This is a genomic window from Chryseobacterium indologenes (assembly GCA_016025055.1).
In the GTDB taxonomy this organism is placed as follows: Bacteria; Bacteroidota; Bacteroidia; order Flavobacteriales; family Weeksellaceae; genus Chryseobacterium; species Chryseobacterium indologenes.
Genome location: CP065590.1, coordinates 4,867,030 through 4,893,790 on the forward strand (window position 1 = coordinate 4,867,030; position 26,761 = coordinate 4,893,790).

Below are 26,761 nucleotides of genomic sequence, written 5' to 3' on the forward strand. Positions count from 1 at the left end.
GCTTCCTATTCTTCTACAAGCCAAATAGTGAACATTATTTCTTTGAACTTTTCCTTTGAGAGGCTGATCCAATAAGTTTTCTTACGTAGTTATCCAATTCTTTTGATTCATAGAAACTTAAACAGTCGCAAAATATTATATTCTTATTACCAGATTCGAAATGTAGATTATTATCCCGAGAATAGTATTTTGATGTCTGGCTTGTAGTAAAATTATTAATTTTAGTAGTCAGTTCTTCATTTTCAAAAAAGTTACCATCTATTGCTATTTGAGTTGCAGAAGCATCTTTAAATTTATTATAAAATGCAGAATCAATAGCAGAATAATTACCTACTAAGCAGTAATTAAAGGCTAATTTTTTCAAGTTAGTAACTTTATTTTGACTAAATACTCCGATTGGAAGTATGAGTACCAATAATAGAAATTTTATTTTAATTCCCATATTCTTATTCTATTTGTTTGTATAAAATCTAGCTCACCCTTTCTGTTTATGGTTGGATAAAACATATGAAAATAATACTTTGAACTTGTAGAATCATCGTGTTCTGCACCACCAGGGTATATCAAATGTTGTTTATCCCATAACGTAAAATGACCTGAAGCATTGGTCCAGCCGGATACATCAAAAGTTATTATTCCTTTAGTATTATAAATTACAGACCACTCAGCTTGTGAAATCTTTTTTTATTATTCCACATTTGTGTCCATTCTGATTGCGTAAGATTATTTTTCTTTCTCAAATTAACTGGCATTTCAAGCCTATCCAATTTTATATCAATTTCTGGTGTTCCTAAATGTTCAGCCAAATATGGAGCTAACTCGCGTACTCTATACCAATAGTTCAATTTATCATCTCCTATATGGACTCCACCTTCCCCTCCTTTCGATCTATATTTTGAATTATTGTACGGCAACTTAAATCCACTATAATTCAACCCCTTACTCATTCTAAATGCACAAGTGTTTTCCCAGCTATTTCTTGTTTTTGGATCATTATAATAATTTATTAATTTATTACCTATGTCATTATATAATTTAACCACATTAATAGATGTATCTGGATAATTTTTAATCATATCTCTCCAGCTTGGTCTTAAAATCTGAACAGGTCTGGTCTGTTTATTTCCACTTGTAGCTATAAACCCCCTTCGTTGTTCAAGAAATATAGGCATAAAATTATTAATTCTCATACTGATGTGTTTTTTTATATTATATCACTAAAGTTAGATAAAAATAAAATATCTCCGGTGTATGCTATAAAATATTTTAAAATTAAACACCAAATAGTATAATATGGCTCAACTTAAATAAAAAAACCGGCCGCTGAGATTCCTCAGCGGCCGCTTCTTGAAAATAGATATAATGAGTGTATTAATCCCGGATGATCATTTTTTTGGAGTCTGTTTGTTTTCCGTTGACGGTCATTTTGTAGATATAGTTTCCGGAAGGAAGGTCATTTTTTGAAATACGTACCGATCCGTTTCCTTTTTCATAGAGGGAAATCGTTTTGACCAGCTGGCCAGACATGCTGTACACCTCCACAGAGGCTGCACGGGCATTTTCCGGCAGGTAATAACGGATGACCGTTTCATTTTTAGCAGGATTGGGAGTATTCTGAAACAATACCGGAATATCTGAAGTAGAGGTACTATTTCTGTTTAACAACAATTGCTTTAAGTCTTCTACAGTTTCTTCAAGGCTTTTAACACGGTCTTTCAGTTCTTCTATGGTTTCTTCACTATGAGCTGTTCTGCTTAACGGGGTACTGGAAACCATTACGTTTCCGTCATTATCTACCACCAAACCGCGTCCGCTTCCTGTGGGTAACCCCTGGTGCCTTACCGTACCTACGGTATGAAAATTCGCGGTAGGAGTTATCGTACGGATTCCTACACTCTGATCTTTGATCAGCATGGTGGACGTTGCAGACATCCCCAACATAATAGATTGCGGAATAGCATTGGTTAATTTCGCGCTGCCGGTTCCTGCTCCGATCACGAATGAACGGTTTCCTGTGGCAATCAGATCAATTCCAAAACCTCCGGAATACACATCAGCCAGGTCAATTCCTACTCCGAGCGCAAATTGATTGTGATTTCTAATGGTATTCTTCCATCCCAATGCCACAGATTTTCCTGCGCCATTTACTACCGTATTCGCCTGCCCCGCGATAATGTTGGCCCCTCCGCCATTGCTCAGATCATTTTCCCATCCGCTGACCAATGAGCTGTTGGCCTGTGCACCAAGAATATTGGATATTCCAATGACAATGCTTCCTTTTGTTTTGGCCACATTAGAATTATTGGTGGTTTCAACAATAAAGGAACCTGCTTCGTTGAGAATGGCCTGTCCCGGATTGGAGGATGCTCCGTTTACCCTTAGATAAAGGGGGCGCGGATCCACCGTTCCTACATAATTGACCGGGGCTATGCCCGAGTTTCCGTTAATATTCCATTGCTGGGCTCCCAGAGCCCCGGAAAGGGAAAGTATCACTACGATACCTGCCCTCATAAGGTAAAATTGAGTTTTCATACTATTTTGGATGTAAATTGGTTACGTTGTTTTTATTTTTCACTAATATAGGAAATAACACAACACAAAACCTATTTATATTATTGATTTTTAAATACTTTCAATGAATTAAATTAAAATTATACGCCATTCATAATACTTTAACACTTAGTATGGAGTGTCCTCAGATAAATTTTTGTTCTTTTGCAAAAGTTTTAATTTATTAAGTAAGCCATGTCGAAGTTTGATGAAATCCGGTATTTCTATGATCATGAAGTGAATGAAAAGCTGGGAAGTGTAGCCCGCGATCCCATGATGAAGGCACTGATGAATTTCACCTTTCCGGATACGGATGAACAGATCTGGCTGGAACAGTTTAAAAACATCCATTCGATCAGTGATTTCCAACATCAGGTCATTGCCCATACCGTCCGTCAGATTCTTGCTAAAAGTTCTGATGGTTTGACGACTTCCGGTTTTGAAAAATTAGATAAAAATACTCCGTACTTATTCATTTCGAATCACAGGGATATTGTTCTGGATACTTCATTGCTTAATCTGGTGTTGCTGGAAAAAGGTCTTATCATGACCGCCTCTGCCATCGGTGATAACCTGGTCCGCAAAAGCTTCCTGAATATACTGGCAAAACTGAACCGTAACTTTTTAGTACAAAGAGGCCTTCCGATCCGCGAGCAGCTTACCAGTTCGCAGACCATGTCCGAATATATCGAGCAGCAACTGCATCACGAAAAGAGTTCTGTATGGATTGCCCAGCGTGAAGGTCGTGCTAAAGACGGTAACGATTCAACGCAACAGGGTGTCTTAAAAATGCTCGCTATGGCCGCCGGAGATCAGACGATTACTGATTATTTTAAAACGTTAAGGATCGTTCCTGTTTCCATCTCTTATGAATATGACCCGACAGATTCTTTAAAAATGCCACAGCTTCTCGCTCAACACCGGGAAGAGCAATATGTAAAAGGTAAAAATGAAGATTTCACCACCATGCTGAGCGGAATTTTGGGACAAAAGAAAAGAATACACCTGCATGCCGGTCATGTTCTCGATACCGAGTTAGATGAAATTGCCGCTACAATTGATAATAAAAACAAACAGCTGCAGGCAATAGCGCAGGTGATTGACCGTTCGATCATTGAGAATTACAAACTCTGGCCTACCAAATATATTGCATACGATCTGCTTCACCATACCGATACCTACGCTTCAGAATATACAGAACAGGAAAAGCAATTGTTTATCCGAAGATTGGAAATGCGTATTGACCCTTCTGATCCTGTTTCTAAGGAATTTTTCCTGACGATGTATGCCAATCCTCTGATCAATAAAATAAAAGCTCAGAATATCTGATTTTCTGATCGAAAACTTTACAATAAAATATCCTTTAAAGCTATCAATACACGAATAAAAAATATTCGTGTATTCGTGGCAAAATAAATTCTACCTTCATAACAAGCGTAGTCTCAAGAAGGAATCTATGATTTTTAAACGTAAGTATTCAAAACTTTTGTGACTTTTTTGGGGAAAATTTTCATCCAAGATCCCACAGATTCACACAGGTTTTAATGCATGCATAAAAAAATTCGTGTATGGATGCCGAAAAATGAATCATTTCCCTTTATTACGAAAAGAGTACACCTTTTACGGGTTTCCGTAATTTTTCTCTGTCAGTTGTTTGTAGTTTCGGACATTATAAAACATAGTGTTTTGACCAACTTTCATTCTAAAAACAACTGACCTATTATGAATAAAAAAATAACCCCTGCAGATCTCTTTCTGGGAATTCTTGCATTACTTCTCATCAGCGTAAGCTTTTATCAGACATGGCTCGGGCTTCAGCAGATTTTTGGCCCTGCATCATTCGTCATTGCTTTAGTTCTTTCATTACTCCTTCTGTTTCTTTGCTGGATGCTTAGAAATGCCAAGCTGGAAGGTAGACCTACCGGAAGTCTGGTAGGAATTTATATTTTCATTGCTTCTTTTTGCTTCATTGCCAATTTTAACGCTCTGTATACAAGGTTTATGAGAACAGATATTTATACCGATGAACTCAGAGACATCAATAAAAATTTTACAACACTGGAAAATGATGTGGAATCCAAATTAAGCTATAAATACAACAAAGTAACCACCCAAAATATTGAGATTAAAAAGAAGCAGCTCATGGAACAAATCAAAGACCCAGGCAACAAAGGAATCGGAACCCGTGCTCAGTCTTTGATCAGAGACATTGAGAAAATGACCGGTCAGAAAGTGGATTTGCTGACTCCGGTAGGTAATGATTATGAAGATTTATCAGAAAGAATGGGACGCCAGATCGATAATATGATCTCTGATTTGTCTCCCGAAGAAAGAGCGTTAAAAACCGATATCAACAATGCATCTCTGAAATGGAATAAAAATATCCAGGATCTTCTTTTACTATCCAAGAAAGAAAAAGATGAAATGTCCCAGGGTCTGATTGATGAATCATTAGCAGACTATAACAAGCTGGGGAGCAGAGCACAGACCGTTTTAGGAAATGAAAAACTTCATTTTGAGCCTGTAGTATCACAGACCCAACAGGTCGGGAAAATAGGTTTTGCTTTCGAACATGCCATCAAGAACTTCGGAATGTATCAATTTGTAGTGCTTGCAGGCTGCATCTTACTCGATTTTGTGATTGTCATTATCATATTATTGGTCACCACTCCGGGAGGATACAACAGAAATAGCGGAGGCAGTGTATTCAGCAATAAAAGAAGCGGTAAAACTATAATTCCCAACAACTAAACCATGGAAACTCAAGATCATTTAAAACCTCTGTCTTTTGACACCGAAACTGAAGAAGTATTAAAACCTCTTTCATTTGAATTTAAAAAAGATACTCCTGAGGATTTTGTCCCTATCGCAAAGACCATTTCCAACGATATAAAAAACAAAGAAAGCAATTTTGTTTTCTTCTTTGGAACAGCAGAATCAGGGAAATCGGTGATTCTTTCTTCGATGCTGTATTACCTCAGATCTTATGCAGGTGTTTTAAGGCCTAAACTAGGAACCCCAAATTCAAAAGAAGCTAATGTACTCCTCTCCGATTTTTTTGAGAATATACGTCAGGGGATCCTCCCCAACAGAACAACAAGAGATCAGGTAACCCGTCTGGATCTGGTTTTTGAACCCAATAATAAGTCTAAAAAGGTGGTACCGATTGACCTGACTTTTTTGGAAACTTCCGGTGAAAATCATAATGATATCCGACGAGGAGGTAGCTATCACAGCAGTATAGAATCGTTTCTGAATGCCAATATTCCGCTTACTTTTATCATCGTTACAAGTTATGAATCTGCTTATAAAGATGATTCTCTGATTAATGAATTCCTCGATGAACTGGAAAGAAAAGGGAAAAATCTAAAATCCGTCAATGCGATACTGGTTGTTTCAAAATGGGATAAATCGGGAAGAATGGATGTGGAAAGTGCTGAAGAACTCGACAACTTTATCTCAGAGCGACTTCCCATGACCTCACAGCGGATTGATACCTACGGATTGAGCAAAACCTACTATACCATCGGAAGCCTTCAGAATGCCACCGGTCAGGAAAAAATTGACTTACTCAATCTCTCTACAGCAGAAGTCTTATCGAAATGGCTGTACAGAAGCATTATAGGATACGATCTGGACTATGAAGGAACATTTTGGGAACGTTTAAAATTTAGTTTTACAAGTTAATGAACACTACTTATTTTTTCTCTGCATTTGGCACTTTTGGAAACCCGCACGGTTTCAGACAATCCTTTTTTTGGGTGGAAATAAAGCTATTGCGACAGAGATCCGGACTTATGATTTAAAAACAGATGCTATTAAGCTCTTTCCTCAAAGCAGTATTTATTCAATACGAAAAGATATTGCCGGTGGATGTAATCTGATCTCTTATTCGGTCTACAAATTTGCAAAAGAACAGAATTCAGACAGAGGAGGAACATTTGTGGGTTCAAGTCTCCTTTTTATTGAGAAAACAGCTCCGGAAACTATTGTAATCAATACGCTGAATGATTTCCAACATCATCTTGAAAAAAACAATCTCGCAGAGGGTGTGATTACCGTCAATCATTCAGATAATTTTTTGATCAGAAAACCTAAAGATTTTGATAAAATAGGATTTCATATAAAAGAAACTGAGGACCTCAATTTCAGCCATTCAACTCAAAATTACCTGGTAGTTTATTGTGAAACAGATGCTGTAAAACTACAGCCCTTTTTTAAGAAAGCTATAGAGCTGTTGAATGTATATGATACCATCTATTTCACTCAAAGCCATGAAATAGCAGAATTTGTAAAACAAAAAGGAATTTTTAAAATTGTTGATGCATCCGGTTTTTATAAAGAAATTGAAAAGTTTCATGAAGAAAAACTTCAGGAAGTTCAAAACTCTGTTGCTGAGCTTGAAAGAGAAAAAGAGCGCTTAATCCATGAAAAAAAAGAAATTTTAACAAGTCTTACAAGACAGATTGAGCATAATGAGAGGAAACATAAGGAAAATGAGCTTAAAATAAAAGAATCCAGAAACGGACTTGAGGTCATCAGCAAAGAATACGATCAATATTCTGTACAAATTGAAGACATGATAAAAACACTTAAGATTGACGGCAAAGTAGAAGCTGCCAAAAAAAAGCATCATGAACATAAAAAAGTTTTTACCAATGGTATTAATCAATATAATAATATAGATTCTTTATATTCAGTATCTTCCTCAGATTTAAAAACTGCAACGACAGGGGAAAGCAGACCTATGGGAAGTCTTGTTGAATTTAACTCGGGACATCGCAGAAGTGAAGAGAAAGAATTCAGATTGGATGTTTTTAAGGTTGCAACACTCCTATTATCCTTGGTATTGATTGGGATTGTAATTTTCTGCTTTATATATCTGGATTTAGAAAAAAAATGGGACTTTGGTATATAAAAAGAAGCATAAGAAAGAACTATATTTAAGCATGAGATCTCTACAGTCTTATTTATATCCTTACAGGATGAAAGTAGTCCCCTGAATTATAAATCAGTCCTTTTTTTCAACATCAGGAGTTTAGATTTAATTTTTGAGGAAGGCTTTTCGATAACAAATCTGAAAAATATACCACCTGCTATACATAGCAACAGGCACAGGAGAATGCATATGTTATCCGACGTTTCCATATTGAAATACTCAAGTACAGTTTGAGTCATATGAATAATACCTTTATGCGAAAGATACATCGCATACGACAATGCAGCTAATTGTCCCGTTACATACGATTTTGACCTGGATAAAAAAGATGATTTTGAAATGGCAGCCAATACTATAATCCCATAACTTACGGCAACAGCAGTAAAACCAAATATGGATGCAGCTTCCGAAGCCTGATCATTACAAATCCAAAATGAAATCCCCAGCGACACCATCCCTATAACGAACAATAAATTGCCATAGGTATTGACCAGTTTTCTCAGTACTAATGAATATTGCATCAGATAACCGATCAAAACTCCTATTGCCAAACCATCGAGTCTCGTATGGGTAGAATAATATATTTTCATATACCACAAACGCCAGAATTCCATAGAGCCTTTTTCAAGACCGGTAATATGGGTGTTCCAAATAATAAATCTGGATATGATGGAAAAGGCAATAACTGCCATGATTAAAATTCCGGGATACTTACACCAGCGTGTGGAGAGCACAACCAAAAGCAATAAGGGCAAAAAAAGATAAAACTGCTCCTCAATGCATAGGGACCACGCATGAGAAAATGTTCCTTTGCTGATGACATCCAGACCATAATTCTGAGTAAAGGTCAGAAATTTCCATAATGGCGGCAAGGCTTCCCTTTCCCGGAAAAAGGGTGAGGAAAAGTATAACAAAAGCGTCAAAAGATAAGGAGGAACAATTCTGAAAAACCGTTTAATATAAAATGTTTTCAAACATATCGTATTTCTGTTCTCCATCTCTTTCAACAACTGGCTTGAAATCAGGAATCCGCTTAACACAAAAAAGAGGTCAACGCCCGTCCAGCCAAACTTTCCGATGCTGTCTATCCAGCCGGGATGCTTAAATGCCCGGTAATGATATAATAAAACCAATATAATGGCCATCGAACGCAGGTGGTCCAGCCCGTGAAATCTTTGAGAATATTCTGTTGTCATATTTTTTCTGCAAATCTTGTTAAATTCCCAGTGCTGTTACAACTTAGTATCCGGAAAGCAGCCGTTTGAGTGTAAACAGCTCAAGGAACTGTCTACAGGCTAATTACTGTAGTTCACCCCTATTTGGGGGGCATTTGCATTCCCTCACCCGATTATCGCTGAAGTTTTTTATATTTTTGAATATCATGAAAAGAAAAGCAGAACCTCATATCAGACAGCATATCTATTTCCAGCTATTCTTCTGGACTGCTTTATTTTTGTTTGGAACGGCAAAAACATATGGGGAATATGATGCGGGATTTTTTAAAGAATCTGTTATCTACAACTTCTGCCACTGGATTTTCCAGATTATAGGAGCCAACTTTATCTATTATGTTTTGATTCATCGTTTTTTTGACAGAAAAAAATATATTGGGTTCCTGCTGGGGCTGTTCGTCAGCATTTATAGTATTTCCGTGATCAACAGGCTTTTTATTGTATATGCAGCTGAACCGCTTTTCATCAGTGAGACTAAAGACAGTATCATCAGTATTTTTACCGATATCAGGTACCTGCTTTTTCATTATTCTTTTCCTATTGTAAGCGGATCTTTTATTTTCATTTCCATCATGTTTGTCATCAGATATAAAGAGGAAAAAGAAAATACGGCCAAGCTTCAGAAAGAAAAATCAGAGCTGGAACTGCAATCTCTTAAGTCTCAGCTTCATCCTCATTTTCTGTTTAATACCCTGAATAATATTTATTCCCTATCGGTAAGTAATTCCGACAAAACTTCCCGGTCTATAAGCCAGCTTTCTGACATTTTAGATTATATTTTACACAAAGGACAGCAGAAGTGGGTTTCTATAGCTGAAGAATTAGCTGTTATTGATGATTATATAGCCCTGGAAAGCCTTCGGTATAGGGATGAAAGATTAAAAGTAAACAAAAAGATCATTTTACATTCTTCCACTCTCATTCCACCATTATTATACCTTACCCTGGTTGAAAATGCCTTCAAACACGGAGCCGGTAAAAACGCAGGCCATACGGAAATACATATTGAAGCAGAAACGGATCAAAAGCAATCTGTCTTCAGAATTACCAATACCTACAACAGCACTCAGCCAAATAATGAAAAAGGAATAGGATTACAAAATGTAAAAAAGCAACTGCAACATCACTACCGTGAAAATTTTTCCTACAAGATCTCACGGGAAAACAATATTTTTACGATTGAAATCATTACCCCTTCCACCTATGATTAATTGTCTCATTGTAGATGACGAGCCTCTGGCGGCTGACCTATTGGAGAATCATATCTCCAAAATAAACCATTTAAAACTGGCCGGAAAAGCTGAAAATGCGATGGATGCCTATGCAATACTCCAGAACCAGGCGATCGACCTGATGTTCCTCGATATTCATATGCCAGATTTAAACGGAATTGATTTTTTAAAATCATTATCCCGGAAACCGAAAACCATATTTACAACCGCGTACCGTGATTTTGCGGTTGAAGGTTTTGAACTGGAAGCGGTAGATTATCTCCTGAAACCAATTACTTTTGAACGTTTTTTTAAAGCAGTGGAACGTGTACTGAGAAATACAACCCATCCGTCGGAAAGTTTTATCATCATCAGAACCGAGGGAATGCAGCGAAAGGTTTCTCTTGCAGAAATTGTTTATATCGAAAGCCAGGGTAATGATATTAAGTTAACTTTATCGGGAGGAGAGCATTTCATTTCAAAGAGTAAAATCGCTGATCTGGAGTCTGCATTATCTTCCAAAGGTTTTATCAGAATTCACAGATCTTTTATCATCAATACTCAATATGTTACCGCCTTTACTAGTCATGAAATCCATCTCGGCATTCATCATATTCCTGTGGGAAGAAGTTATAAGCAGGAGGCTGAAACATTCACCTCCGCTATTTCGAAAAACAGAGTATTGTAAATTTTTTTTGAATTTTCTAAATTAAACCTTATAATATTTTAATTTTTAAGACATTACATCATACTTCTCTGTTCAGAAAAATATTTTGCTTAAAAAGCTTAGTATTTATGAAAATTAATAAACAGGTGATTTACATTCTATTGTCTGTTTAACGGAGGTCTTATCGTCGGCAAGTCATTTCTTACCAATATTAAAAAAAAGTATTACTTTTGTTTAAACGAATGAAATTGCTTTTGGGCTTTTTTATGAGTGTACCAATTTATAAAACATTAAAATTCATTCCATGAGAAAGATAATTCTACTTCTTACATGTATGTTCGGTATTTCTGTTTTCTCACAGATTAAAGTGTTGAAAAATGAAAGTCTGGTTGAAATTGGTAAAGATAATTCCGTAGGTTTATACAAAAAAGAAGATAAATATACCGTCAATTATCAGGATCTGAACACCAGTAATCTGAATACCATCAGAGCTTTTTCGTTTCAAAACCTGAATGGAGATGTAGCCGGTTTGTACAAACTTATTTTAGAAGGCTTTGTATCGCTTCCCGGTGAAAATGTTATTTTAGAACTTCCTAATGATATTATCGAACTTCATTATGAGAGAAACTATGGCCAGCCAACCGTACAGTTTATCCAATACATCAATAAAAACCGAAAGTATGTAGGTAAATCACAGTTTCTGACACAAAAGCAAGTGGAAAAAATCTTTGGCAGAACCAATGGGAAGTATGCCATGTATGATAAACCTGCTGCTGCCCACAACTCCGGTAAAGGTGTTAATACCGCTTCTACCTCAGCTCCGGCATCCGGCGGAGGCAGCAAAAAATCAAGAAAATAATTATAATTTATAAATATTGTAAAACTCATTCTACGGGATGAGTTTTTTTATTTTATTTTTGCAAAAAGACAGTAAACATTATGCCGCTTCAGATCATCAATTTGACCAAAAAATTCGGAGAGCAAACCGCCCTTAACAATATCAATATTTCGATTGACAAAAATGAAATCATCGGCTTGCTGGGCCCGAACGGTGCCGGAAAATCAACGTTGATGAAATCTATTGTCGGGGCACTGAAAATTGATCAGGGCGAAATTGTATTTAACGGGATGAATATTTCCGACCATGAGATTGAAAGCAAGAAAAAAATAGGCTTCCTTCCGGAAAACAATCCGCTTTATCTGGAAATGTATGTGAAGGAGTATCTTCACTTTGTCGCCAATATCCACAAAATCCCTGAATCAAGAGTTGACGAAGTGATCGAATTGGTAGGAATTAGTCCTGAAAAGTCTAAGAAAATCTCCCAACTTTCGAAAGGTTATAAACAGCGTGTAGGACTGGCCCAAGCCATCATCCATCAGCCCGATCTACTGATCCTGGATGAACCCACCAACGGATTGGATCCGAACCAAATTATAGAAATCCGAAATGTGGTAAAAGAGATCGGACAACAAAAGACCGTTTTGCTTTCCACTCATATTATGCAGGAGGTAGAAGCATTATGCTCAAGAGTGATTCTTATTCACCAGGGGAATATCCTTCAGGACTGCCCTATCGATGAATTTAAGGGAAGGTTTGGTAGCCTGGAAGAAGCTTTTGCCGATTATACTGCAGTTTCAAAGTAAAACAACTTCTTTAAAAAATATTTTCTTTTAATTTTTTAAACCACACAAAAGTTTTTTGAACACTTAAGTTTTTTAAGTGACAAACTTTATGGTTAAAAAGTGCACAGAAGGCTTGAAATCTCTGATTTTCTTACAGTAAACTTACTTATGAAGAAGTCTAAGTGAACTGCAATGTTATAAAAATCTGAGCAATCTGTAAAATCTGCGGGAAAAAACAAACCATCTACAATGGCTTCATATTTGATGGAATCTAAACTGTTAACCAATAACCAACATCATATGATAAAGCATCTTTTATTAGGAGCTTTTTGTTTAGCTCAGTTTTCTTTTACCTATGCTAAAGAGACTCCGAATGATTCAAAACTGCACAGCACATTCTCTTATTCTGCTTCCCAGCAAGCACCTAAGACTGTCATTATTAAAACGAAGAAGTTTAAAATAAGAATTGACAAACAGCCCAATGGTAAATACCTGTATCAGTCATGGAATGCCAATGCAAAAATCACGGCAAAACCAAGTATGATCATCAGTGACGGCGAACTGGTTCCTGACGGTACAGGAGGTAATTATTATATCCAGTTTAATAACGACGGTTATACTTATCAGGTTTGGAGAAATTATCTTACAGATTCTGCTAAAAAAGCCCCGTACACTCTGGTCGTCAATAACCAGAATGATCAGGAAGTTGTACGCCAGGACGGAATTGTGGTGAAAAACTAGTACTAGTTATAAAAAGTAAAATCCTGTATTCATACAGGATTTTTTTATGTTCCGGATGGTTTCAATTCGGTGATGAAATTGCTGGTCTCATAGCTCTCCTTTGCGGCTTCATACCCGATATTAAAAATCTCTTCCAGCCTGCCCTTGCGGCGTTCAAAAGCCCCATATCCCGATAATTTCTGGGAAGAAATAAACCAGTCACAATACTCAAATTTTATTTTTTCAATTCTGTAAGACAACAGGTCGTAAGAGCGGGAAACAATCGCTTTGATTGAATTCAGATCTTCAATTTTGGCTTCAGTAGGTGGTGAAACAAATACTCCGATAAGTTTATCACAGTCATTACGGATAATATCCGCCGGAAAATTGTTCAGAACACCTCCGTCACAATACATCTGTTCCTCTATAAAATATGGGGTTGTAATGCCCGGAATAGAGCATGATGCAATAATGGCATCGACAATTTCAAAGTCTTTGTCAAAAATTTTCTGCGTCCCGGAAACTAATTCTGTAGCTACGATTTTAACTTCAATATCCAGATCTCCCAGCTTCATTTCATGAAAAATTGGCTTAAGATAATTTCTGAAAATAATTGAAGATACCAATCCCGGCTGATTAAAAGTAAAATGCTTCCAGTTGAAAAAGTAAACAGAATTAAAAAATTCCAGAATCTCTTCCGGTGTTTTACCAACCGCATGCAGGCAGCCAACAATAGATCCGGCACTACAGCACGAAAGAATATCTATTTTGATATTTTTCTCTTTTAAGAATTTTAATACCCCCGCATGAGCGATGCCTTTGGTACCGCCGCCTGATAAAACAAGTCCTACTTTCTCAAAATTCATTGAATAAATGTATGAAAACATAGGGAGATAATGAGATTAATTTTTATAAATATTTGGATTTTAAGCTTATTTTAACAAAACGAAACGGTGATTTGTGTAAAAATTCAATCTTAAAACAATAATTAGTTTATTTATTTAATTTATACTGATGATATATGATCTATTTTTGAACTTATGTCTATAAGCGTAGTTTAAGTCCGATGAACTGTAAATAACTAAAAAAGCTCAGATTTCTCTGAGCTTTTGTATGTAATATCTGTATGTATTCAGATTAAATGTGGATTACTTCACCGTAAGCAGCCGCAGCAGCTTCCATAATCGCTTCAGAAACGGTTGGGTGTGGGTGAATTGATTTAATGATTTCGTGACCTGTAGTTTCAAGTTTTCTTGCTACTACGGCTTCAGCTACCATATCTGTTACTCCTTCACCAATCATGTGGCATCCTAACCACTCACCGTATTTAGCATCGAAGATTACTTTGATGAATCCGTCTGTATTTCCGTTTGCCGTTGCTTTACCACTTGCAGAAAGAGGGAATTTACCAACTTTGATTTCATATCCTTTCTCTTTAGCCTGCTTTTCCGTAAGGCCTACAGAAGCTACCTCAGGGTGGCAGTATGTACATCCAGGGATATTGCCATAGTCGATTTTCTCAACATGCATTCCTTTAATTTTTTCAACACAAGTGATTCCTTCAGCAGAAGCCACGTGAGCCAGAGCCTGAGTCGGGATAAGATCACCAATTGCATAGTAACCCGGTACTGAAGTTTCGTACCATTCGTTGACCAATACTCTTCCTTTATCCGTCTGGATTCCTACTTCTTCTAAACCGATGTTTTCGATGTTGGCAGCAATACCTACAGCAGATAATAAGATATCCGCTTCCAGGGTAATGTTTCCGTTAGCAGTTTTTACGTTAGCTTTTACGCCTTCTCCACTTGTGTCAACGCTTTCTACAGAAGCGTTTGTCATGATTTCGATTCCTGATTTTTTTCAGAGATTTCTCTAAGTGTTTAGAGATTTCTTCATCTTCCACAGGAACGATGTTTGGCATAAATTCTACGATCGTTACTTTGGTACCCATTGTGTTATAGAAATCAGCAAATTCTACCCCGATAGCACCAGAACCTACAACGATCATAGATTTCGGTTGCTCAGGAAGAGATAATGCCTGTCTGTATCCGATTACTTTTTTACCATCCTGTGGTAAGTTTGGTAATTCTCTTGAGCGGGCTCCTGTTGCGATAATAATATGGTTACCTGCATATTCGGTTACTTTACCGTCTTTATCAGTTACAGAAACTTTTTTTCCTTTTTGTACAGTTGCAGTACCAAGAATTACGTCGATCTTATTCTTTTTCATTAAGAATTCGATTCCTTTGCTCATTTTGCTGGCTACGCCACGGCTTCTCTGGATCACATTAGGAAACTCAAAGCTCGCCTCCACTTTATTCAAACCATAATCTTCAGCATGGTTGATATAATGAAAAACCTGAGCAGATTTCAACAAAGCTTTGGTTGGAATACATCCCCAGTTCAGGCAGATTCCTCCTAAGTTTTCTTTTTCGATAATTGCGGTTTTGAAACCCAATTGTGCTGCTCTGATCGCAGTTACATATCCACCAGGACCACTTCCAATGACAATAATATCGTAATTCATTACTTTAAAAATTTTTATGCGAATTTAAGGAAAAATATTGGATGTTCTGCATTTCTGAAAACGGAGGTAAAAATGCATCAACAGGCTTAATTTATTCAATTATAAACAAGAAAGAGAATGCAAAACGCATTCTCTTTCAATAAATTTTATTTTACTTTAAAAAAACATCAAAATTAAAAAGACAGAAATAAGTATTTAAGATTTTATGAATAATAAGAAATTCCTGTTATCTCGCTTCACGAAGCAATCGTTTTTCCATCTCAAATCTTTTATTCAAAGCCTTCATCTGATCTCTTTTCATCTGTTTGGTTGCAAGCGGATGGTTCAGAATAAGCTTTTTCTCTGTATTGTACTTTTTTGTGAGTTCCTGCATTTTTATATTAACCATTTCACTTTTTGAAGGATGTGGTGGTGCAGGAGGTCGTTTCTGGGCAGAAACATTCATGGATAAACCTAATACTACTAGTGTTGAAATTAAAATCTTTTTCATAATATTTTATTTTAAAATGAAATTCAATCAACAGATATATATTGATTAAAAACATTCTGGTTTTGTAGTGATTCTACATATATCATACCAACATTTAAGAAAAGAATTAAGATTTAACACGATCACCATCTCGCTCATACAATATAACCCACTGTTTGATAAACCATTGTGAATTTAAATAATTTAATTGATCGGGGCCTAGCAATATTTATCTTCTGTTTTTTTAATTTTATAAGAGCCTAATTAAAAATTTATGAAAACACCAGCAAAAAAAGATACGCTGACAAGGGATAAGCTTTGGCTGCAGGAACCTGAAGACCACGACTTTCCTGCCGCACAGGATTATCTTGAACTTCTTTTCGACCCCGAAGAGGCAAAAGCAATCGTGGAACGGCTTAAAAAAGCTACCACCATTACCAAAAAGTCTAAAGACATTCTTAGGGCCAGCAAGCTGGATCTACTTCCGGAAACCAATATCCATGTTAAAGAAAATCTTAAAAAAGTGGAAAAAAGCAAAAAGCTTTCCCCTATTTTACTGGTAAGAGGTCAACAGGAATTAATTATTGCTGATGGTTATCACCGGTTATGCTGCAGCTACTATCTTACAGAAGATCTTGAAGTTCCATGCAGGTTAGTATAAAAAAAGGAAAAAAATAAAATCACCACACAATGAATTAAATCACATTATTAAAAAATACGCAAATAAAATCCTTTCAAAGACCCTGTTTTTACTAATTTTGCAAAAAAATTATTGAAAATAAGATATGATGAGAAAAAGTATTTTGATTTTTCTATTGGGAAGCCTTTTTATTAACGCACAGGTTGGTATCAATACAAGAACTCCTAACAGTACTTTAGCAGTGAACGGATCCATGGGAGCTGATTATAAGCAGATAACAGCAGCCAGCTACACACTTACTGCCACAGACCATTATGTGACCTATAACGGAACGACCAATACGACATTTACTCTTCCAGCAGTGGGGAGCGGAGCCTCAAGTTTTACGGGAAGAATCTATAAGATCAAAAATATTTCAACGTCTGCTATAACAATTCAGGCATCCGGTGGAAATACATTGAGAATAGACAATACACCGGTTTCTTCATTTGTAATTCCTACAGGAGCTTACGCGGAAGTGGTGAACAACAGTAATACTTCCGGGGGTACCTGGGATCTTTCATTTACGGTACTTCCAAAACCAAGCAATGTTGAAATCTATGGTGTTCAGTTATCAATTCCTCCGCACGGAGCAGGTAGTCCGGGGGTTAACGACTGGTCAAACCATACCAATACTTCTTACGATTCCGGAACAGGAACGGATGCCTGGTGGATCATCAGCAAATCATCTACGGCCAATGCACATACTGCATCATACTCCAATACAAGCAGAATGACTATTGTCTACGAATATCAGGGACCACCTTTCAATGTAAGCAATATGTATCCGATTCTTACAGCCGGAAATAACTCAAGTTATCCCGATGTATTTACCGCATCATTTGTGAGCCTTGCGAATAACGGAACTTCGGGAAAAACAAGGCTTACCGTATCTGTAGGGCGTATAGATTTTATTGGTGCAAACGGTTCCAACAACAGTAACTGGACAGGAACATTCTTATTAAATCTTCTGCTTGCCAGAAAGGTCTATTAATGATCACAAAAAGAATAAAAGAACAGATACCCATCTGTTTTTTTATTTTACATTCAAATATTAAACTCACATAAAAGTGATTTAATAAATATTATTATAAAAATTACATTAAATTAATGCATATAAGTTATTTTTTAATAATTTTACGCAACATAAATTAAAAATATTATTATGAAAAAATACTATTCAATTGTCTTGCTTTGGGGATTGTCATTGGGAGCACAGGTAGGTATTAACACTCCTATCCCAAATAGTACATTAGCGGTGAACGGATCCTTAGGAGCCAATTATAAGCAAGTAACCACAAACACTTACAGTATATTGGCAAATGACCACTACCTGACCTATAGTGGAACAGGTGACGCAACTTTTACGCTTCCTGTTATCGGAACCGGTACAGCCAGCTATACAGGTAGAATTTATAAGATTAAAAACATCTCGACTTCCAACATTACCCTCCAGGCGTCCAGTGGTAATACTTTAAGAATCGACAATACTCCGGTTTCCTCTTTTGTGATTCCGTTAGGTGCTTATGCTGAAGTGGTTAATAACAGTAACGCAACCGGTGGAACCTGGGATTTATCGTTTACGGTCCTTCCCAAACCAAGCAATGTGGAAATTTACGGGTCACAGCTATCTATTCCGCCTCATGGAAATGGAAGTCCGGGAGTTGCAGACTGGACTAATCATACCAATACTTCGTACGATACGGGAACCGGAACAGATATCTGGTGGGTCATCAGTAAGTCATCTACAACCTATGCTCACACGGCCAGTTATTCTAATGCGAGCAGAATGACTATAATCTATGAATATCAGGGAACGCCCTTCAACGTAAATAATATGTACCCTATTCTTACTGCGGGAAATAATTCAAGTTTTCCCGATGTATTTACCGCATCATTTGTAAGTCTTGCCAATAATGGAACGGCAGGAAGAACCAGACTTACCGTTTCTGTTTCAAGAATTGATTTTATAGGAACTAACGGAAGCAATAACAGTAACTGGACAGGAACATTTTTACTGAATCTTTTATTGGCCAGAAAGTACTAAAGATTTAATCACCTATTTTTTTTTAAAAGAGCAGGAATTCATTCTGCTCTTTTTTGTATATTTTATTTTTTTATCTGGACGGCGAGTGCATACTTTAGTTTTGATCTTTCTTCGGGAAGCCTGATTTTGATGGTATTTCCATTCCTGCTCCACTGAACTTTTGACGGAAGTCCCAGAACGGTCACTGATTGAGGATGAAAGGATTCAGGTACTTTAAAGGTCAATGTCCCGGGAGCCGTGTAGTCCGATTGCTCATTAAGGTGAAATACGTTGATGATATTTCCATCTTTAGACCGGGTATAATAAAAATCACCATCATGGTATGGCTGTACAGCTCTTGTTGAGAAAACCGCTGACTCGTTATTTTTCATCCAGCCTGCAATTTCTTCTAATCTTTCATACACTGTGGCATCATAATCACCATTCGGGCCGGGTGCAATATTCATCAGGTAATTTCCTCCTCTCGAAATAATTTTAACCAATGTTTCAATAATTTTCTGGGATGATTTATAATGATCGTTGGGAACATAGGAAAAAGAGTCTCCCATGGTCATACAGCTTTCCCAGGGTATTGACATAGCCTGTTCGGGAATTGCCTGTTCGGGGGTAACGTAATTTTCCCACTTTCCGGAAACGGTACGGTCTACTACGATAATCCCCGGCTGGTTGTTCCGAACCATCGTTCCCACTTTATCCATATCAATATCCTGCTCCAGCTGTATTGCTCGTTGCCATTCTATTTTAGGATCAATTGTGTAAAAGGGCCGTACCCAGCCTCCATCCAGCCATAGGATATCTATTTTCCCATAACCGGAGGTTATTTCATTGAGCTGATTGAAAGTAAACTGCTTGAAATTGGCCCATTTTTCAGGATATTTCTTGGGATCATAATTGACATTTCTGTCTTTGGGAGGAAAATATGACCACCAATAATCATCGGAATGCCAATCGGGTTTAGAAAAGTATGCTCCGATTTTAAAACCGTCCTTCCTGAATGTATTGAAAATCTCTTTGGTAACGTCTGCTTTCGGATTTTTTGAAAAAGGTGTTTGGGGTGAAGTAATTTTATAGTCTGACTGCCGGGTATCAAACATCGCAAATCCATCATGATGTTTTGTGGTAAAGACAACATATTTCATTCCTGCATTTTTTGTTGCTTTTGCCCATTTTTCAGGATCAAACTTTACGGGATTGAAGGTTGTCCTAAGGTTTTCATAATTTTTCACATATTCATTGTATGATTTCCCATGTTCAGGTTTTCTCTGCGTCCAGGATTCATCTTCTGGGCATAAGCTCCAGCTTTCAACAACGCCCCACTGACTATAGGTTCCCCAATGCATAAATAAACCAAATTTCAAATCCTGCCATTGCTCCAAATTCTGAATAACCATCGGATCTGTAGGTTTCACATAGCCTGCAGAAACATTGTGAGTTTGTGCAAACAGTCCGGAACTGATGCAAATGGAGAATATTATAGTTTGGGCTTTTTGTCTTAGAGGCATGGTGGAATAATTTTCCACTAATTTAATTATCCTTATTCAATTGACCAATCTTAGCTTGTGAACAGTTTAAGAACTGCTATATCGAAGGTTTCATACGAAAATTGAAATCCGCTTTCAAGCAATTTCCCGGGAAATACATTGCGGCTTTTTAATAATAATTCAGTTTCTGTACCCATCAAGACGGATGCTATTTCCAGCTGCCAGACAGGAGTATTCAGTGCTATTGGCGCATTAACCTGTTTTCTTAGTTTCCTCATCATAGCTTCATTGGATATGGGATCCGGAGCGGTAACATTTATTGCCCCTGTAAGATCCTGATGACTGATCACCCATTCTACTGCCCTGCAAAAATCATCAATATGAATCCAGCTTACCATTTGATTTCCGCTTCCCTGTTTTCCACCTAATCCTAATTTGGTAATCATCTTTAATTTTGGAAAAGCACCTCCATTATTTCCTAAAACAATGGAAGTTCTGAGGGCTACTTTTCTTACTTCTTCATTTTTAGTTGTAAAAAATTCTTTCTCCCAGCTTTTACAGATATTCATCGAAAAATCATCTCCTATCATCCCGTTTTCCTCGGTATTCAAATGCTTTTCTGAATGTACATAGATGGTAGCAGAACTGGCATTCATCCAAATTTTAGGCTTTTGGGAACAGCTATCGATGGCTTCCTGTAATACTTTTGTACTTTCAATTCTTGAGGAGTAAATTTCCTGCTTATTTTTTTCATTATACCTGCAATCCACAGATTTCCCTGTAAGATTAATCAATACATCAGCATTTTCTAAGATATTTTGCCATTCCCCTACTGTTTTTGCATTCCAATAGATTTCGTTTTCACGACGGGGTTTTCGGGTAAGGATATAGACCCGGTTTCCTTTTTCTGTAAAATATTTTTCTAAATTTTCACCTAGAAATCCGGTACCTCCGGCTATGATTATTTTCATTATCTGAGTATTTAAAGTTTGTTGTACAATTAGGAATGTTTTATATCAAATACTATTACCAACAGCATTATTCAACTTATATATTTTTTTGTTCGAACTGCAATTTCAGAACCTTCTGCCAACATTACTGAAATGGGTTGCCGTTGGTTAAGGGTCTCAAAATCCCGGCCGTAAATTTTTCCAAAATCGATATCCAGCCGATGCTCTTTAACGGGATAGCAGCTCCATTGCGGATGACAGACTTCATATTGAGAAGTTGAGTTTTCTTTTTTGGTAAAGCCCCAATAATGTTCTGTAATAAATTCAAATTCGGAATCGATTTCCATCTGTTGTGCCTTATTTTCTGCTACAATTTCAATTGAATGCCAGCTTTTATCTTTCCAGGAGTATTGAATCAGTAATTCATCACCTTTTTCGTGAATTCTATTTTTCATAGGCATGGTGTGATAATTTTCTTTGTATACTGAATTGGCTACAAAGCTTAAAGCCGGCTTAGGAACTATTTCTTTAATAAAAACGACACCTCTTTTCCATACTCCATTTTCTTTTTCTTTACGTAAAACCTCAGATTTACTTCTTCAAAATTCCGGTGAAAAGGAATGGGAAGACCTAGCAACCTAGTGTTTAGAAACATAAACCCAACCAGACTGACATAGCATTTTCCTTTATAGAAATCTAATTCTGTCCCTGCGGGCAAATATTTCATTACAATGTGCGGATCAATTTCGTAATTTATGATAGCTAATTTTCGCCATTCGGCTTTTAAAAAATTCATAACGGTGTTTTTTGTATGTTTTGATGGTATTTTTTTAAAATTTTCATAACATTCACTTTATCCCAGCTTAGTCAACACTTGATGGTTCGTTATTTTTTCTGCTGTGATTTTTATTACCTCGTTTCTCTCGACAAGAAATCTTTTGAGATATCGGGTAAGGAAAAAGGTATTGAATAGTTTTCCTATTATTCCAAGCGGGGATTCAAATTCAAAAATGTCGATCATTAAAGTTTTATCTTTTATTACTTTAAAAATATGCTGGTGGTGAAGGGATTTAAAAGCTCCTTTCTGCATTACATCGGTAAAGTGGGAGGGTTTTTCCATACTGATGATTTGGGTTGTAAGGTTTTGATATATTCCTAAATGCTTTGCCCTCCAGGTTACCGTCTCCCCTTTTTCAATGAACCCGGAAGTACGGCCTGCAATTGCTTTTTCATGAGTTCCGGAGGTGGATTTCTGGTGCAGATCAATGCTTCTTGCCAAATCAAAAACAGTTTCCACATCAGCATGAATGAGGGTTTCTAAATAGATTCTTGACATGTTTAACTCAGTTTTATGTTACTTATTATCATTATAATCATTACCACGAGCGCTGTAAGTCTGAACATCATCCATGAAATGGTAGGAAGGTAATTTAATTTTAAAATCTTACCTCTTCTGATATGTTCCAAGAACATCACAAAAACTACAATTCCGAAGTACATCGAATAGAATACAGGAGAAAAACCGGTGAATAAAGCAGGAATCAGCAGAAATGTTCCGAGTAAAGAAACCGTCATCATATTTCCCAGATAATCCCAGAGTTTCTCTTTCAGATAAGTTTTCAGGAAAAGGGTCTGCCAAAGGATCTGGCCAAGACAAACGGATAGCTCTCTTCCAAAATTCTGTTCCAAGCCCAGTCCTAATTTTACAGAGAATATGCTTAAAATATATGCCGAGAAAAAAACGACAAAGGCAATATAAGCTATTCTGTATTTCAGATTAAAATCAGGAATGCAAGATTCTTCAGTATATTCTTTGGGAGAAGGAATAATCTGCTTTCGGTTGTAGGAAACAAAAGAATATAATCTTTTGAAAAACCAGTACAAAGGTGGCACCCGGGCTATTTTTGCCAATGTGGGGAATGAATTCCCAATGATCAGCAGAAGGCTGTCTAATCCGTATACGACTTTATTGTGATCATGATCGATCAGGGCAATTTCATTTTTGGCGCGGTCAAAGTCTATGAGATTTTTATTTCCGACCGATATTTCTGTAAAAGCTTCCCTGCCCTTTTCATCAAGCATTCCGTACTGGGTAAAGCCCTTGGAATACAGGTTACAAATCGGACATTCATTGTCGTAGATTAATGTATGGTTATTGAGCGTTTTCATTGTATTTTTATTTTAAAGATTAAGAAAATCTCCTCTTGTTCTCTTGTTTTGTGCCCGGAAAGTGAAATACATCCAGATCTTAAATATCAAAGTTTTCATATTTGATTTTTATGTCTTTGTTTAACGCATGTTTACGGCCTTTCAAAAACAGCATCAGATTCAAAAGCATCATCAGGCCGAGATAAATAGAAAATCCACCAATCTTTTTGCTTAAAGCAACCACCAGCCTTTCTGTAGTTTCAATCTGAAAAAATTCAATTATACATAGATTTTGAACAGAGAATTGGTTGCCATGGCAATGTCTTGTTTCTGATGAAAGATATCAATCATAAATGCTTTTGTAGTTGTCATCGTAGTATTATTTTAAGGTTAATTTCTTTCTCAAAAAATAGAGGGTAAAAATATTTACATAGTGGAGTGTACAAAGGATCATCACAATACTTCCGATGCGGATTGCCAGTGTTGTAATGGCTTCTTCTATGGTATTGATTTTATCCCATACCCTAAGACTAGCAGCGATATACCCCAAGTTGAACAGATAGTAGCATCCTAAAAGTATCCTGTTGATTGTAAGACAAAGGCTTTCATCGTGAAGCAAATATTTCAGATAGGTTTTTCCGGCATGATAACATCTCCTTCCCACATCAATCGTGATGTATGAGCTGATCAAAAGAAAAAGCAGATATGAAACAATATTAAACATTTTATAAATATTATATTTTCAATAATTTTTGAAAATTAAATTGAAATAAAAAAGGATTTTCATCCTTTTTCTATTTCAACAAGTTGGTAATTTTCCCAACCAGCCAATGATCGTCACTTTTAATCGCCAGATCCATAATATTATTGATCTTCCCGGTTACCGAGCTAAAATCTTCCATTAACTTGATGAATTCTTTTGCTCCCTCAGAGTCTTTGTCTTCAATATTTTTTAATTCTTCTAAAAAGGTAATAACGGGTTCTATTTCTCTTTTTCTGCGTTCCTTGGTGATTTGTTTGAAAAGATACCAGACATCTTTTTCCGCCACGAAATATTCTTTCCGGTCTCCTTTGATAAATTCTTTTCTTACGATTCCCCAGTCGATCAAAGCCCGGAGATTCATATTGGCATTTCCTCTTGAAATTTCCAGCTGCTCCATGACCTCATCCGTAGAAAGCGGTTTTTCACTTGCCAAAAGCAAAGCATGTACCTGCGCCATTGTACGATTGATGCCCCAATTGGTAGCAAACGTTCCCCAGGTCTGAATGTATTTTTCTTTAGCTTCTGAAAGTTGCATTATATTTCGTTTTTAAATTTCTAATACAAATATAATTATATTTTTTGAATTTTCAATAATTATTGAAAATTAATTTTCAAACAAGACCTGCCGCCTCGTAAATTTCTGTTTTTTATTGTAGTGGCTGTCCTACATAAAAACAAAACATTCCTTTCCTGAGAAATAACTCCAAAATTAACTTAAGAGGGAATTATTGAATTTTCATGTTCATATTTGCTTCTAATACTCATTATTTTAACAGCTTATTTATTCTTCTTATGCTATTTATTCACTTTTTTAGTAAAAAAGATTAGTAAAAAGCAAAAATAAGCAAAACGGTTAAAACCTTTGCTATACAAGGCTTTATAAAAACAGTAGTCTTAGTTAGGAAGTCGGTGTCTGATAGGTTTTGGGCTTAAAATGACAAGGTTAAGTTACTAATTCGTTACCGATTGATAAAGGTAACTACATAGTTTAACTGATTATATTTCAGCTTTTTGCACCCATTTCTACATTCCCTTGTAACTCAATGTAATTTAATTTTAAACGTTAAACATTTGAGTTATGGAACAGACAAAAAAATCGACGTTCAAACTGCTTTTCTATTTGAAAAAGAACGAACTGAAAAAGAACGGTAATGCCCCGATTATGGCACGTATTACCATTGACGGAACCCCTAAAACTTTCGGAACAAAGTTAGAAATAAACCCCAATAACTGGGATTTAAAACACGGACGAGTACAGGGCAAAAGTGCGCAGGCACTAAGCATCAATAAAAAACTGGATAACATACGTGGGCGTATCGACAAGATTTATGAAGATATGCTGAAGCACGAGGGCTTTGTGACCGCCCAAAAAGTAAAGCTGTCGTTTTTAGGTGTGGGTGTAATGGATGATGCAATACTTAAAGTATTCAACGACCAAAATGAGGATTTTAAAAAATTGGTTGAAAAGGAAGAACGCTCACAAAGCACCTACAACAAGTATATCACAGTTTACAATCATCTTACCACGTTTATAAAGGAACGATATCATCGTGATGATATGGCTTTTCGGGAATTGACTGGCGATTTTATCCGGGAGTTTGATTTTTACCTCCGGTACGATTTACAGTCTTCGCATAATACGGTTTGGGTGTACACGATGCCTGTATTAGCCCTTGTGGAACTGGCTATTAAAAAGGGCTTGATACGTGATAATCCGTTTCAGGATTATGAAATTAATATGGAAGAAACCGACCGGGGTTATATCCTGAAAGAAGATGTTGAAAAGCTGATGATGTGCGTACCGTCGCACCCACGGTATGAACTGGTAAAAGACCTGTTTATTTTCAGTTGCTTTACAGGGCTTGCTTATGCGGATATTAAGAAACTGACAAGGAACAACATTCAATCATTCTTTGACGGTCATCAGTGGATTATCAGCAGGAGAAAGAAATCAGATATTGCTTCCAATGTTCGGTTAATGGAAATCCCTAAACGTATCATTGAGAAATATCAGGGTACGACAAGGAATGATTTTATCTTTCCGGTTCCGACCAATGCAACCTGCAATACGCACATAGGTAAACTGGTTGAAAAGGCAGAAATCATTACGGAGCAAAAAGTAACCTTTCACACGGCAAGGCATACTTTCGGAACAATGTTTTTGACCGAGGGCGTACCACTTGAAAGCCTTAGCAAAATGATGGGGCATAAAAACATTTCCACCACACAGATTTATGCTAAAATCACAAGCCAAAAAATCAGTAAGGATATGGATTTAGTTACCCCTAAATTCAAGGCAATGGAAGAAGCGTTTATGATGGCAATCTAATCAGCTTTTATCTAATCACAATGAGCAGAACTTAACGGTTCTGCTTTTTTTATGCCTGTACATTTTGTGTAGGTAAAGCACATTACTTTCCTCTACGAAATCCAACGCTGTAAAGAGCTTATTACCTACTTCCGAAATAGAAAATTGAAAAACGAAATCCCAATCTAACGCTCCCTGCTATTCCGTTTTTCAAATCTCTATTACAGGCTATCGTAGCCTGGTCATTAATGCCATAAAATTTAGAACAGAAAATTTCCACAATCAACCGGTAAAAAGGCAGCTAAGTTATAGCGGGCAGCCACCCCACACGCCCAACCAAAAGACTACGGCATAATGGCAAGGCAAAATGCTGGCTTCGCCGAGTTGCTATGTGTTGCCTTGCCACCCTCCGGGACTTATTCCGTTTCCTTTCGGTTTTACGCTGTT

26 protein-coding genes and 3 pseudogenes are annotated in these 26,761 nt (G+C 36.7%); 13 read left to right on the plus strand and 16 right to left on the minus strand.

Annotated elements, in window-relative coordinates; genetic code table 11:
* Window positions 1-34 precede the first annotated feature (34 nt).
* The 4 genes from H3Z85_22440 to H3Z85_22455 all read right to left on the minus strand — a co-directional run bounded on the left by H3Z85_22440 (window position 35) and on the right by H3Z85_22455 (window position 2,532).
* Window positions 35-442, minus strand: a complete 408-nt coding sequence (locus H3Z85_22440; protein QPQ51904.1) for a hypothetical protein — start codon at window positions 440-442, stop codon at window positions 35-37.
* Entirely contained in the window at window positions 427-678 is a 252-nt protein-coding gene (locus H3Z85_22445; protein ID QPQ53985.1) for a hypothetical protein, read from the minus strand. Before H3Z85_22445 ends, H3Z85_22440 begins: the two co-directional genes overlap by 16 nt.
* A complete protein-coding gene (locus H3Z85_22450; protein ID QPQ51905.1) occupies window positions 654-1,190 on the minus strand; it encodes a hypothetical protein in 537 nt (178 codons plus the stop codon). The genes H3Z85_22445 and H3Z85_22450 overlap by 25 nt, the downstream gene beginning before the upstream one ends.
* Window positions 1,191-1,371: 181 nt before the next feature.
* Window positions 1,372-2,532: a T9SS type A sorting domain-containing protein gene (locus tag H3Z85_22455; GenBank protein QPQ51906.1), complete on the minus strand. Its 1,161-nt coding sequence runs from the start codon at window positions 2,530-2,532 to the stop codon at window positions 1,372-1,374.
* Window positions 2,533-2,745: 213 nt separating this feature from the next.
* Here H3Z85_22455 and H3Z85_22460 point away from each other — a divergent pair, with 213 nt between their 5' ends.
* The 4 genes from H3Z85_22460 to H3Z85_22475 all read left to right on the plus strand — a co-directional run bounded on the left by H3Z85_22460 (window position 2,746) and on the right by H3Z85_22475 (window position 7,468).
* Window positions 2,746-3,879 carry a 1-acyl-sn-glycerol-3-phosphate acyltransferase gene (locus tag H3Z85_22460; protein ID QPQ51907.1) on the plus strand — a complete coding sequence of 378 codons (1,134 nt, stop codon included), beginning with the start codon at window positions 2,746-2,748 and terminating at the stop codon, window positions 3,877-3,879.
* Between the two features lie 393 nt (window positions 3,880-4,272).
* Entirely contained in the window at window positions 4,273-5,301 is a 1,029-nt protein-coding gene (locus H3Z85_22465) for a hypothetical protein (GenBank protein ID QPQ51908.1), read from the plus strand.
* A 3-nt stretch (window positions 5,302-5,304) separates the two neighbouring features.
* Window positions 5,305-6,237, plus strand: a complete 933-nt coding sequence (locus tag H3Z85_22470; protein ID QPQ51909.1) for a hypothetical protein — start codon at window positions 5,305-5,307, stop codon at window positions 6,235-6,237.
* 70 nt (window positions 6,238-6,307) lie between these two features.
* A complete protein-coding gene (locus H3Z85_22475) occupies window positions 6,308-7,468 on the plus strand; it encodes a hypothetical protein (protein ID QPQ51910.1) in 1,161 nt (386 codons plus the stop codon).
* An 86-nt stretch (window positions 7,469-7,554) separates the two neighbouring features.
* On the opposite strand, the gene H3Z85_22480 is transcribed toward H3Z85_22475, so the two are convergent.
* Window positions 7,555-8,685 carry an acyltransferase gene (locus H3Z85_22480; GenBank protein ID QPQ51911.1) on the minus strand — a complete coding sequence of 377 codons (1,131 nt, stop codon included), beginning with the start codon at window positions 8,683-8,685 and terminating at the stop codon, window positions 7,555-7,557.
* 185 nt (window positions 8,686-8,870) lie between these two features.
* On the opposite strand from H3Z85_22480, the gene H3Z85_22485 reads away from it, so the two are divergent.
* The 5 genes from H3Z85_22485 to H3Z85_22505 all read left to right on the plus strand — a co-directional run bounded on the left by H3Z85_22485 (window position 8,871) and on the right by H3Z85_22505 (window position 12,963).
* The gene (locus H3Z85_22485; GenBank protein ID QPQ51912.1) at window positions 8,871-9,932 is read left to right on the plus strand and encodes a sensor histidine kinase; all 1,062 of its coding nucleotides are present in this window, start codon (window positions 8,871-8,873) and stop codon (window positions 9,930-9,932) included.
* Entirely contained in the window at window positions 9,925-10,620 is a 696-nt protein-coding gene (locus H3Z85_22490; GenBank protein QPQ51913.1) for a response regulator transcription factor, read from the plus strand. The genes H3Z85_22485 and H3Z85_22490 overlap by 8 nt, the downstream gene beginning before the upstream one ends.
* A 283-nt stretch (window positions 10,621-10,903) precedes the next feature.
* A complete protein-coding gene (locus H3Z85_22495; protein QPQ51914.1) occupies window positions 10,904-11,458 on the plus strand; it encodes a hypothetical protein in 555 nt (184 codons plus the stop codon).
* Between the two features lie 80 nt (window positions 11,459-11,538).
* Window positions 11,539-12,243: an ATP-binding cassette domain-containing protein gene (locus tag H3Z85_22500; GenBank protein QPQ51915.1), complete on the plus strand. Its 705-nt coding sequence runs from the start codon at window positions 11,539-11,541 to the stop codon at window positions 12,241-12,243.
* Window positions 12,244-12,471: 228 nt separating this feature from the next.
* On the plus strand, window positions 12,472-12,963 hold the full coding sequence (locus tag H3Z85_22505) for a hypothetical protein (GenBank protein QPQ51916.1): 492 nt from the start codon (window positions 12,472-12,474) through the stop codon (window positions 12,961-12,963).
* A 44-nt stretch (window positions 12,964-13,007) separates the two neighbouring features.
* Here the strand turns inward: H3Z85_22505 and H3Z85_22510 are convergent, their stop codons facing one another.
* The 3 genes and pseudogenes from H3Z85_22510 to H3Z85_22520 form a co-directional block, all read right to left on the minus strand.
* Window positions 13,008-13,808, minus strand: coding sequence for a patatin-like phospholipase family protein (locus tag H3Z85_22510; GenBank protein QPQ51917.1), 801 nt, complete (start codon window positions 13,806-13,808; stop codon window positions 13,008-13,010).
* Between the two features lie 271 nt (window positions 13,809-14,079).
* Window positions 14,080-15,469, minus strand: a pseudogene (gene lpdA / locus H3Z85_22515) (dihydrolipoyl dehydrogenase).
* A gap of 226 nt (window positions 15,470-15,695) precedes the next feature.
* Window positions 15,696-15,959: a hypothetical protein gene (locus H3Z85_22520; GenBank protein QPQ51918.1), complete on the minus strand. Its 264-nt coding sequence runs from the start codon at window positions 15,957-15,959 to the stop codon at window positions 15,696-15,698.
* A gap of 253 nt (window positions 15,960-16,212) precedes the next feature.
* On the opposite strand from H3Z85_22520, the gene H3Z85_22525 reads away from it, so the two are divergent.
* From H3Z85_22525 to H3Z85_22535, 3 genes are all read left to right on the plus strand, one after another.
* Window positions 16,213-16,599 carry a hypothetical protein gene (locus H3Z85_22525; protein ID QPQ51919.1) on the plus strand — a complete coding sequence of 129 codons (387 nt, stop codon included), beginning with the start codon at window positions 16,213-16,215 and terminating at the stop codon, window positions 16,597-16,599.
* A gap of 124 nt (window positions 16,600-16,723) precedes the next feature.
* Complete coding sequence (locus H3Z85_22530; GenBank protein ID QPQ51920.1) at window positions 16,724-17,611, plus strand: hypothetical protein; 888 nt, start codon at window positions 16,724-16,726, stop codon at window positions 17,609-17,611.
* 171 nt (window positions 17,612-17,782) lie between these two features.
* On the plus strand, window positions 17,783-18,664 hold the full coding sequence (locus H3Z85_22535) for a hypothetical protein (protein ID QPQ51921.1): 882 nt from the start codon (window positions 17,783-17,785) through the stop codon (window positions 18,662-18,664).
* Between the two features lie 62 nt (window positions 18,665-18,726).
* Here H3Z85_22535 and H3Z85_22540 read toward each other — a convergent pair whose 3' ends face one another.
* The 8 genes and pseudogenes from H3Z85_22540 to H3Z85_22575 form a co-directional block, all read right to left on the minus strand.
* Complete coding sequence (locus H3Z85_22540) at window positions 18,727-20,166, minus strand: alpha-L-fucosidase (protein ID QPQ51922.1); 1,440 nt, start codon at window positions 20,164-20,166, stop codon at window positions 18,727-18,729.
* Window positions 20,167-20,216: 50 nt separating this feature from the next.
* The gene (locus tag H3Z85_22545; GenBank protein ID QPQ51923.1) at window positions 20,217-21,116 is read right to left on the minus strand and encodes a TIGR01777 family protein; all 900 of its coding nucleotides are present in this window, start codon (window positions 21,114-21,116) and stop codon (window positions 20,217-20,219) included.
* A gap of 71 nt (window positions 21,117-21,187) precedes the next feature.
* Window positions 21,188-21,891: pseudogene (locus H3Z85_22550) on the minus strand (DUF2071 domain-containing protein).
* A gap of 57 nt (window positions 21,892-21,948) precedes the next feature.
* Window positions 21,949-22,431 carry an SRPBCC family protein gene (locus tag H3Z85_22555; protein ID QPQ51924.1) on the minus strand — a complete coding sequence of 161 codons (483 nt, stop codon included), beginning with the start codon at window positions 22,429-22,431 and terminating at the stop codon, window positions 21,949-21,951.
* Between the two features lie 2 nt (window positions 22,432-22,433).
* Window positions 22,434-23,264 carry a DUF393 domain-containing protein gene (locus H3Z85_22560; GenBank protein ID QPQ51925.1) on the minus strand — a complete coding sequence of 277 codons (831 nt, stop codon included), beginning with the start codon at window positions 23,262-23,264 and terminating at the stop codon, window positions 22,434-22,436.
* A gap of 79 nt (window positions 23,265-23,343) precedes the next feature.
* A pseudogene (locus H3Z85_22565) lies at window positions 23,344-23,606 on the minus strand (hypothetical protein).
* Between the two features lie 16 nt (window positions 23,607-23,622).
* The gene (locus H3Z85_22570) at window positions 23,623-23,967 is read right to left on the minus strand and encodes a hypothetical protein (protein QPQ51926.1); all 345 of its coding nucleotides are present in this window, start codon (window positions 23,965-23,967) and stop codon (window positions 23,623-23,625) included.
* Between the two features lie 70 nt (window positions 23,968-24,037).
* A complete protein-coding gene (locus tag H3Z85_22575; GenBank protein QPQ51927.1) occupies window positions 24,038-24,541 on the minus strand; it encodes a transcriptional regulator in 504 nt (167 codons plus the stop codon).
* A gap of 543 nt (window positions 24,542-25,084) precedes the next feature.
* Here H3Z85_22575 and H3Z85_22580 point away from each other — a divergent pair.
* Window positions 25,085-26,335 (plus strand): site-specific integrase, encoded by a 1,251-nt coding sequence (locus H3Z85_22580; GenBank protein QPQ51928.1) that lies wholly within the window; start codon window positions 25,085-25,087, stop codon window positions 26,333-26,335.
* Window positions 26,336-26,761 lie beyond the last annotated feature (426 nt).

Coding starts and splice junctions, on each gene's coding strand:
- H3Z85_22440 (QPQ51904.1), bottom strand. CDS start 442: ATGGGAATTAAAATAAAATTTCTATTATTGGTACTCATACTTCCAATC.
- H3Z85_22450 (QPQ51905.1), bottom strand. CDS start 1,190: ATGAGAATTAATAATTTTATGCCTATATTTCTTGAACAACGAAGGGGG.
- H3Z85_22455 (QPQ51906.1), bottom strand. CDS start 2,532: ATGAAAACTCAATTTTACCTTATGAGGGCAGGTATCGTAGTGATACTT.
- H3Z85_22460 (QPQ51907.1), top strand. CDS start 2,746: ATGTCGAAGTTTGATGAAATCCGGTATTTCTATGATCATGAAGTGAAT.
- H3Z85_22465 (QPQ51908.1), top strand. CDS start 4,273: ATGAATAAAAAAATAACCCCTGCAGATCTCTTTCTGGGAATTCTTGCA.
- H3Z85_22470 (QPQ51909.1), top strand. CDS start 5,305: ATGGAAACTCAAGATCATTTAAAACCTCTGTCTTTTGACACCGAAACT.
- H3Z85_22480 (QPQ51911.1), bottom strand. CDS start 8,685: ATGACAACAGAATATTCTCAAAGATTTCACGGGCTGGACCACCTGCGT.
- H3Z85_22485 (QPQ51912.1), top strand. CDS start 8,871: ATGAAAAGAAAAGCAGAACCTCATATCAGACAGCATATCTATTTCCAG.
- H3Z85_22490 (QPQ51913.1), top strand. CDS start 9,925: ATGATTAATTGTCTCATTGTAGATGACGAGCCTCTGGCGGCTGACCTA.
- H3Z85_22495 (QPQ51914.1), top strand. CDS start 10,904: ATGAGAAAGATAATTCTACTTCTTACATGTATGTTCGGTATTTCTGTT.
- H3Z85_22500 (QPQ51915.1), top strand. CDS start 11,539: ATGCCGCTTCAGATCATCAATTTGACCAAAAAATTCGGAGAGCAAACC.
- H3Z85_22505 (QPQ51916.1), top strand. CDS start 12,472: ATGGCTTCATATTTGATGGAATCTAAACTGTTAACCAATAACCAACAT.
- H3Z85_22510 (QPQ51917.1), bottom strand. CDS start 13,808: ATGAATTTTGAGAAAGTAGGACTTGTTTTATCAGGCGGCGGTACCAAA.
- H3Z85_22520 (QPQ51918.1), bottom strand. CDS start 15,959: ATGAAAAAGATTTTAATTTCAACACTAGTAGTATTAGGTTTATCCATG.
- H3Z85_22525 (QPQ51919.1), top strand. CDS start 16,213: ATGAAAACACCAGCAAAAAAAGATACGCTGACAAGGGATAAGCTTTGG.
- H3Z85_22530 (QPQ51920.1), top strand. CDS start 16,724: ATGATGAGAAAAAGTATTTTGATTTTTCTATTGGGAAGCCTTTTTATT.
- H3Z85_22535 (QPQ51921.1), top strand. CDS start 17,783: ATGAAAAAATACTATTCAATTGTCTTGCTTTGGGGATTGTCATTGGGA.
- H3Z85_22540 (QPQ51922.1), bottom strand. CDS start 20,166: ATGCCTCTAAGACAAAAAGCCCAAACTATAATATTCTCCATTTGCATC.
- H3Z85_22545 (QPQ51923.1), bottom strand. CDS start 21,116: ATGAAAATAATCATAGCCGGAGGTACCGGATTTCTAGGTGAAAATTTA.
- H3Z85_22555 (QPQ51924.1), bottom strand. CDS start 22,431: ATGTCAAGAATCTATTTAGAAACCCTCATTCATGCTGATGTGGAAACT.
- H3Z85_22560 (QPQ51925.1), bottom strand. CDS start 23,264: ATGAAAACGCTCAATAACCATACATTAATCTACGACAATGAATGTCCG.
- H3Z85_22570 (QPQ51926.1), bottom strand. CDS start 23,967: ATGTTTAATATTGTTTCATATCTGCTTTTTCTTTTGATCAGCTCATAC.
- H3Z85_22575 (QPQ51927.1), bottom strand. CDS start 24,541: ATGCAACTTTCAGAAGCTAAAGAAAAATACATTCAGACCTGGGGAACG.
- H3Z85_22580 (QPQ51928.1), top strand. CDS start 25,085: ATGGAACAGACAAAAAAATCGACGTTCAAACTGCTTTTCTATTTGAAA.